Origin of the sequence: Microcoleus sp. Pol10D4, assembly GCF_036701555.1 — a bacterium.
Classification (GTDB): domain Bacteria; phylum Cyanobacteriota; class Cyanobacteriia; order Cyanobacteriales; family Microcoleaceae; genus Microcoleus.
In genome coordinates this window covers 1-8,861 of sequence record NZ_JAUBRA010000121.1, presented here as the reverse complement: position 1 = coordinate 8,861, position 8,861 = coordinate 1, and the positions used below count along the sequence as shown (strand labels likewise).

Sequence of the window (8,861 nt, the reverse complement as noted above, 5' to 3'; positions counted from 1 at the left end):
GTATTGTACAATACGCGAGCGGGGACGCTCGCACTACAATAAAAAAAATGCTTTTTACAAAACTGAGATGCTCCCCAGATGAAGCCCAATTGTTTTTAATAATACAGCTAAAATATTGTCGTAATAAATTCCTTTATGTTAAGAGAATCGCTAAAAATTTTGTAGCGGCTTTTGCTTCTATCTTAAAGGGAATCAAGCACAAAAGCCAGCCCAAAATAAACATTCCTAAGATTGGTAAAAATATGGCTCCCACGGATGGTTCTACTAACCAAGCAAATAAAGCAAACATTCCAATACTGCCAGTTGTCCACAGCCAAAGAATTAGAAATCCTATAACTGTTTTATGTAAACTCATCCTAATTTTGATGGAACAACCGAACTGTTGATTATGTATATCTCCTTGTATAATTGGGAACAATAAATGTCTACCGATGATGATGCGATTAATTTTGAAGGTTTTGCCAGAAATCGTTCCTTCATAGGGTTTCGCAGGTGGCTGGCTAAAGGGTATAATAATTCTAAAAACTTTGGGAGAAGTAACAACTTCGTCCAACCTGCGTAAAACTTCCGAATAAGTTAAACTGGTGGTAATTGTTAAACTCTCAAAAGGAATCAATGACCTAAAAAATTTGACAATCTTGAGCATAAGTTTTATCCGGCTGTTCAATATTTGTTGCTGGTATTAATGCCTCTTCTCTAAAAAAGTTTTCCCTGACAACACCGCGAAATACCAGTATACTGCAAAATAAACATTTAGATGGGATGAGTGTTTTTCACGCGATGTCAAAATTAATTCCACAATCTCCGATGAAACTGAGACACTATCTATTTTTGCTCAAAGGTCGATCGATTCTTAGCCTCACCCTGGGCATAATTTCCGCGATAGGGAGCATTTCGCCAGTATTTGCCGAACCTCCGCGTAATCCAGACAATGCAGAAACTTGCGACATTTTAGTAGCAGGCGGCGGGCTCGCAGGTGCTGCTACCGCTTACGAAGGTTTGCTGGCGGGGCGCACAGTTTGCCTCACTGAAATTACTGACTGGGTAGGCGGTCAAATTTCCTCCCAGGGAACTTCCGCACTCGATGAAAGAGAGACTCAGCGATCGCTCTTATTTTACCCCCGTGGCTACCTAGAATTGCGGGAGCGGATCAAGGAACATTACGGCAGGCTAAATCCCGGAGGCTGTTGGGTTAGCTATTCGTGTTTCATGCCCTACGACGGTCACAAAATTCTATTTAACATCTTGCAGGATGCCGCTAGAAAAGGCAAAGGCACGCTGAAATGGTTTCCCAATACAGTTATTAAAGAACTAGGAATTACTCCTGCTGTGGCGGGGAATACGGTAGGGGGTCAACAAATTAAAAGTGCGATCGCCATTCAACACAAACCGGCCGCCAACACCCCGCCAATCAACACCGAAACTCTTTCTCAGACTATCGAAGATGCCTATCGCTACGAAAATTCGCCGCGATTTAACAAAACTATTATTCGGTTTATTCCTAAAGCATCTGCAACCTCCCCTAACCCCAGAAGAGGGGGGAATTCCACAAGTTCCTCCCCTTCTGGCAGTAGGGGAGGTGCTGATTGGTATGTTGTAGATGCCACTGAAACAGGAGAATTGATCGGACTTGCGGATGTTCCCTACCGCCTCGGAATTGACCCGCGTTCCCCTCTTGAACCTTCCTCCGCCAGCCCAACCGGCGACGCTTACTGCACTCAAGGTTTTACCTACACCTTTGCGATGCAGGCAACGAAGGAACCGCAGCAGCATCAAGTGCCGTCTTTTTATCAACAATACGCTCCTTACTACAGTTACGAATTGCAGAGATTGGCTAGCTTTCCTTTAGTTTTCACCTACCGCCAAATCAGGAGCATGAGACCGGATCAAAAGCGACCTTCAGACCCTAAGCAATACCCGATTTATCCGGGGGATATTTCGATGCAAAACTGGACTTGGGGCAATGACTATCGTCCCGGCAATTCTCAAGATAATTTAATTTACACTCGCGAGCAGTTGTCAGCAGATGGTCAACTGCAACCGGGGGGATGGATGGGCGGTTTGCGAACGGAAACTTTGCGAAGAGGAGAGGAAAATGCCAAAGGATTTTTCTACTGGCTGGTAACAGGAACTACTGACTCGCAGTTAGGAGAAGGAGTCAAAAAGCCTAATCCAAACAATCGTTTTTTGAGCGGGTTGGATTCGCCGATGGGGACGGCGCACGGACTTTCTAAATATCCTTATATGCGGGAGGGCCGGCGTATTATTGGCCGGCCGAGTTTCAATCAGCCTCAAGGTTTTACGGTGTGGGAAGTTGATATGTCTCGCACTGACTTTACGGCTGATTTTTATCGCCAGAATTTGTCGGAGGAAGAGTATCGCAATTTGTGGTTGGCTGTGGGTGGTTTGAATGCGCCGGCTTTGGCCGTGGGAAGTCAATCTGTTGAGGATACAACATCGCGATCGCGCGCTACGATTTATCCTGATTCTGTGGGTATCGGTCATTATGCGATCGACTTTCACCCCTGCATGACTAACAGTCCCCCGGAAGCACCAGGAAATACCGAACGCGAAGGCACTCGCAAAGGTCAAGGGCAAGCTTATCCGTTCCAAATTCCGCTGCGGGCAATGATTCCTCAGAAAATTGACAATATGTTAGTGGCGGGTAAAAGTATTGCTGTTAGCCACACAGCGGCGGCTGCTTATCGAGTGCATTCTTTTGAATGGTCTGCCGGTGCGGCGGCGGGAGTTACGGCTGCCTTTTCCCTAGAAAAGGGGATTTTACCTTATGAATTAGTGGACGAATTGCCATCCCGCGAGCCGAACTTGGAAGTGTTGCAGTTGCGGTTGCAACAAAATGCTAATCCGATCGCCTTTCCGGGTACTTCTATTTTCAATAGTTCGTGGCAAAATTGGAAATAATGGCAGTTGGTAATCTGTAGGGCGGGCAGGATGCCCGCCGCACAATAAAATTCACTCTTTGTGGAACAGGCTTTCGGGCCTGTTCCTGACGCCCCACAATTAACTCGTTACCAGGAAGAGCCTGCTAACCAGTATAAAATAACAAATAACTAAAGAGTTGATAAACAGCAATTTGTCATCTATCTTTCGATAGAAGCAATCAGACACTGCTTTAGTCGGATAATATCAATAATCTCAAAAATATTCCCCCCTTCCCCTTCAAACTCGTCAAAGGTAACGGTCATGTCAACTGCACAGATAACAAGCCCCAATTCCAATAATGGTTATGCCAAACAGTTACTTAGAACCTTAGTCGCAGTCAAAAAAGGGGACTTTTCAGTTCGGATGCCCATAGACCAGACCGGTCTAGCGGGAAAAATTGCTGACGAACTTAACGACATTATCGAGCTCAATCAGAAAATGGCGGCCGAACTCGATCGGATCGGCACAGTTGTCGGTAAAGAAGGCAAAATCGCCCAGCGAGCCACCATCGGCAGCGCCGAGGGGTCATGGGCAGCTAGCGTCAACTCTGTCAATACCCTAATTACAGATTTAGTGCAACCAACATCTGAAACCGCCAGAGTAATTCGGGCCGTAGCAAAAGGAGATTTATCGCAAACCATCGCCCTAGAAATAGAAGACAGACCCCTCAAAGGAGAATTCCTCCAAACAGCGCAAATTGTTAACACAATGGTAGACCAGTTGAGTTCATTTGCGTCGGAAGTAACGCGGGTGGCTAGGGAAGTAGGAACAGAAGGGAAATTAGGCGTCCAAGCTGAAGTTAAAGGAGTTGCCGGAACCTGGAAAGATTTAACGGATTCAGTTAACTCAATGGCCGGGAATCTTACGGCACAGGTGCGGAACATTGCCGACGTGACGACTGCTGTGGCAAATGGCGATTTATCCAAGAAAATTACAGTAGATGTTAAAGGTGAAATTCTCGAACTGAAAAACACGATTAACATCATGGTGGATCAGTTAAATTCCTTCGCATCTGAAGTAACGCGGGTGGCGAGAGAAGTGGGTTCCGAAGGCAAACTCGGCGGTCAAGCAGAAGTTAAAGGAGTGGCGGGAACTTGGAAGGATTTAACGGATAGCGTTAACTTCATGGCAGGCAGTTTGACAGCCCAAGTGCGGAACATTGCGGAAGTGACAACCGCTGTGGCAAAGGGCGATTTATCCAAGAAAATTACCGTCGATGTTAAAGGCGAAATTCTCGAACTCAAAAACACCGTCAACACGATGGTTGACCAGTTAAATTCCTTCGCATCTGAAGTAACTAGGGTTGCTAGGGAAGTGGGAACCGAAGGGAAGTTAGGCGTGCAAGCTGAAGTGCAGGAAGTAGCAGGAACCTGGAAAGATTTAACGGATTCAGTTAACTCAATGGCGGGGAATTTAACAGCACAAGTTCGCAACATTGCTGAGGTGACAACGGCGGTTGCTAACGGTGATTTATCTAAAAAAATTACGGTACAGGTTAAAGGCGAAATTTTAGAACTGAAAAACACCATTAACGTGATGGTGGATCAGCTTAATTCCTTTGCATCAGAAGTAACCAGGGTTGCTAGGGAAGTGGGTTCCGAAGGTAAACTCGGCGGTCAAGCAGATGTCCGAGGCGTAGCAGGAACTTGGAAGGATTTAACGGATTCAGTTAATTTTATGGCGGGTAGTTTGACAGAGCAAGTACGGAATATTGCGGCTGTTACTACTGCGGTGGCAAATGGCGATTTATCCAAGAAAATTACTGTAGATGTTAAGGGTGAAATTCTGGAGTTAAAAAATACCGTCAACACGATGGTGGATCAGTTGAATTCCTTTGCGTCGGAAGTAACTAGGGTTGCCAGAGAAGTAGGAACCGAAGGGAAATTAGGGGTGCAAGCTGAAGTTAAAGGAGTTGCTGGAACTTGGAAAGATTTAACGGATTCAGTTAACTCGATGGCGGGGAATTTAACAGCACAAGTGCGTAACATTGCCGAAGTGACAACGGCTGTAGCAAATGGTGATTTATCTAAAAAAATCACAGTAGATGTGAAAGGGGAAATTCTCGAACTGAAAAACACGATTAACATCATGGTGGATCAGTTGAGTTCCTTCGCATCAGAAGTAACCAGAGTTGCTAGGGAAGTAGGAACGGAAGGTAAATTAGGTGTGCAAGCTTACGTGCGGGGTGTAGGGGGAACTTGGAAAGATTTAACTGATAATGTTAACTTGATGGCGGGGAATTTGACGGCGCAGGTGCGGAATATTGCGGAAGTGACGAAAGCGGTGGCAAATGGCGATTTGTCTAAGAAAATCACCGTCGATGTCAAAGGCGAAATTCTGGAGTTGAAAGATACTATTAACGTGATGGTGGATCAGCTTAATTCCTTCGCTTCTGAGGTAACGCGGGTGGCGCGGGAGGTGGGAACTGAGGGTAAATTGGGCGGTCAAGCTGAGGTGAAAGGAGTTGCGGGAACTTGGAAAGATTTAACCGACAACGTAAACTCGATGGCGGGAAATTTGACAGCGCAAGTGCGGGGTATTGCTAAGGTTGTGACGGCGGTGGCGAATGGCGATTTGAAGCGCAAATTAATGCTGGAAGCTAAGGGAGAAATTGCGACTCTGGCAGATACGATTAACGAGATGATTGATACGCTGGCGACGTTTGCCGATCAAGTTACTACAGTGGCGCGGGAGGTTGGAATTGAAGGGAAATTGGGCGGCCAGGCGAAGGTTCCGGGCGCGGCGGGGACGTGGCGAGATTTGACGGATAATGTGAATGAATTGGCTGCGAATTTGACTACTCAACTGCGGGCGATCGCCGAAGTGGCAATTGCTGTTACCAGAGGCGATTTAACGAGGTCAATTTCCGTCGCCACTGAAGGAGAAGTTGCGATTGTTAAGGACAACATTAACCAGATGATCGCCAATCTGCGGGAGACGACGCAGAAGAATACTGAGCAAGATTGGCTGAAAACCAACCTTGCTAAGTTCACTAGAATGCTACAAGGTCAGCGGGATTTAGAAACTGTTTCTAAACTAATTCTCTCAGAATTGACGCCCCTGGTTTCTGCTCAGCATGGCGTATTTTTTATGATGGAAGGTGTGGAGCATGATCCGTTTCTCAAACTCTTAAGTACCTACGCATACCGCGAACGCAAACAGTTAGGAAATAGATTCCATTTAGGCGAAGGTTTGGTAGGACAGTGCGCCCTGGAAAAGGAACGAATACTGTTGACTGAAGTGCCGGAAAACTACGTTAAGATTGGATCGGGTCTGGGAGAAGCTACGCCGTTGAATGTCGTGGTTTTACCCGTATTATTTGAGGGAGAAGTGACGGCAGTAATCGAGTTAGCTTCGTTCCGCCGCTTCAGCGAAATACACTTGACGTTTCTCGACCAACTTACAGAAAGTATCGCCATTGTTTTAAATACAATTGCGGCGAGTATGCGGACGGAAGAGTTGCTAAAACAGTCACAGTCTTTGGCAGAAGAGTTGCAAACGCAGCAAAAAGAACTAACGGAAACTAACAAGCGTCTCGAACAACAAGCGCAGTCGCTCCGTGCATCGGAGGAACTGTTGAAGAGTCAGCAGGAAGAGTTGCAACAAACGAATGAAGAACTAGAAGAACAAGCTGAATTGCTAGCGCTGCAAAATAAGGAAGTTGAGCGGAAAAACCGAGATATAGAACAGGCGAGGGGGTTGTTGGAAGAAAGAGCCGAACAGTTGGCTCTAACTTCTAAGTATAAGTCGGAGTTTCTGGCAAATATGTCTCACGAGTTGCGAACTCCGCTGAATTCGCTGTTGATTCTGGCTCGATTGCTTTCTGACAATACTGAGGGTAATTTGACTCAGAAGCAAGTTGAATACACGCGCACAATTTACTCGGCGGGAAATGATTTGCTGGGGCTGATTAATGACATCTTGGATCTCGCTAAGATTGAATCAGGCACGATGTCGGTGGAAATTGAGCAAGTGTTGTTTGGGGACTTGCGAGATCATTTGGATCGAACTTTCCGCCAAATCGCCCAGGATAAGAAGTTGAGTTTTAAAATTGATCTTGAGGGTGGGTTGCCAAAAGGTCTCTATACTGATGCTAAGCGGCTGCAACAAGTTTTGAAGAATCTCCTCTCGAATGCGTTTAAGTTTACAGAGCGAGGTGAGGTAAAATTGTGTGTCGAAGTAGCGCGGGAAGGGTGGAGTTTAGAGATAGAAAGTTTAAGGAATTCCCCTACTGTTTTGGCTTTCTCAGTTAGCGATACGGGGATTGGGATTTCTGCTGAAAAACACCGGGTTATTTTTGAGGCTTTCCAACAAGCTGATGGTAGCACTAGCCGCAAATACGGGGGAACGGGCTTGGGTTTGTCAATTAGTAGAGAAATTGCTAATTTGTTAGGGGGAGAAATTCAATTGACAAGTCGCCCTGGTGAGGGTAGTAGGTTCACGCTTTATCTGCCGCAAACTTACCAAGAATCCCGAATAATGAATGATCAGGAATCGGGAATGGCCAAGCAAATAGCTCAATTGCCATCGGCTATTTCTTCAGCAGTTCCTTCGCCGAATTTCAACTTGCCGATCGCGCCTTACCCCTCACCTTTAATCTTAGATGACCGAGAAAATATTGAGAATGACGATCGCGTGCTGTTGATTGTCGAGGATGATGTAAACTTCGCTCGGATTCTGTTGGATATGGCGCAGGAACAGGGTTTCAAAGGTTTGGTGGCTTTGCGAAGCGATATCGGTTTGGCGATGGCGCGAGAGTTCAAGCCAACTGCGATTATGCTGGATCTAAATTTGCCTGTGATGGATGGCTGGACAGTGCTCGATCGCTTGAAGCACGACCCAAGTACGCGCCACATTCCGGTTCACATTGTATCAGTTGAAGAAGGGCGGCAGCGCAGTTTGCAGTTAGGGGCGATCGCGTACCTACAAAAGCCTGTCAGTCGCGAAGCTTTGAGCAAAGCTTTAACTGATATTAAGGGGTTTGTGGAGAGGCCCGTGAAGAATTTGCTAGTTGTGGAAGACGACGAAACACAGCGTCTGGGCATTGTGGATTTAATCGGCAATCACGATGTTTCTACAACGGCTGTGGGGAGTGGTGCAGAGGCGCTAGAAACTTTGAAATCGGGGCATTTTGACTGCATCGTCCTCGATTTGGGACTGCCAGATATGACTGGTTTTGAACTGATTGAGCAGATCAAGCAAGATGCTACTTTGAAAAGTCTGCCGATTATTATTTATACGGGCAAAGAGTTGACTAGAACAGAAGAAACTCAACTCAAGCGCATGGCGGAAACAATTATTGTTAAAGATGTGCGATCGCCGGAACGTTTGTTAGATGAAACAGCTTTGTTTTTGCACAGAGTCCAAGCAAATTTGCCGGAACCGAAGCGCCAAATGCTAGAGCAATTGTATCAAACAGATTCGACGCTCACGGGCAAAACAGTCTTGATAGTTGACGACGATATGCGGAATATTTTCGCCCTCACGAGTATGCTGGAGCGCCATAAGATGAAAATTGAGTATGCTGAGAATGGCAGAGAGGGCATTGCTAAATTGCAAAATACGCCTGAGATAAATATTGTGTTGATGGACGTGATGATGCCAGAGATGGACGGTTACGAAACAATGCAAGCAATTCGTAATATGCCTCAATTTGCTTCCTTGCCAATGATTGCTCTGACTGCGAAAGCTATGAAGGGCGATCGGGAAAAATGTATCGAAGCTGGTGCGTCTGACTACATTACCAAACCTGTTGATACGGAACAGTTGCTCTCCCTGCTGCGTGTCTGGCTTTATAGATGAAAGAAGTCATTAGTCATTAGTCATTAGTCATTAGTCAGCAGTCATTAGTCAACAGTCAACAGTCAACAGTCAACAGTCAACAGTCAACAGTCAACAGTCAACAGTCAACAGTCAAC

At 46.0% G+C, this 8,861-nt stretch carries 3 protein-coding genes; 2 read left to right on the top strand and 1 reads right to left on the bottom strand.

The window, feature by feature from the left end:
• Positions 1 to 133 precede the first annotated feature (133 nt).
• Positions 134 to 553, bottom strand: coding sequence for a hypothetical protein (locus tag QUA36_RS30075; RefSeq protein WP_333454336.1), 420 nt, complete (start codon positions 551 to 553; stop codon positions 134 to 136).
• Positions 554 to 807: 254 nt separating this feature from the next.
• Between QUA36_RS30075 and QUA36_RS30070 the strand changes: the two genes are divergently transcribed.
• Together QUA36_RS30070 and QUA36_RS30065 are read left to right on the top strand one after the other, a co-directional pair.
• The gene (locus tag QUA36_RS30070; RefSeq protein ID WP_333460025.1) at positions 808 to 2,922 is read left to right on the top strand and encodes an FAD-dependent oxidoreductase; all 2,115 of its coding nucleotides are present in this window, start codon (positions 808 to 810) and stop codon (positions 2,920 to 2,922) included.
• A 282-nt stretch (positions 2,923 to 3,204) separates the two neighbouring features.
• Positions 3,205 to 8,745, top strand: a complete 5,541-nt coding sequence (locus QUA36_RS30065; protein WP_333460024.1) for a HAMP domain-containing protein — start codon at positions 3,205 to 3,207, stop codon at positions 8,743 to 8,745.
• Positions 8,746 to 8,861: the final 116 nt, after the last annotated feature.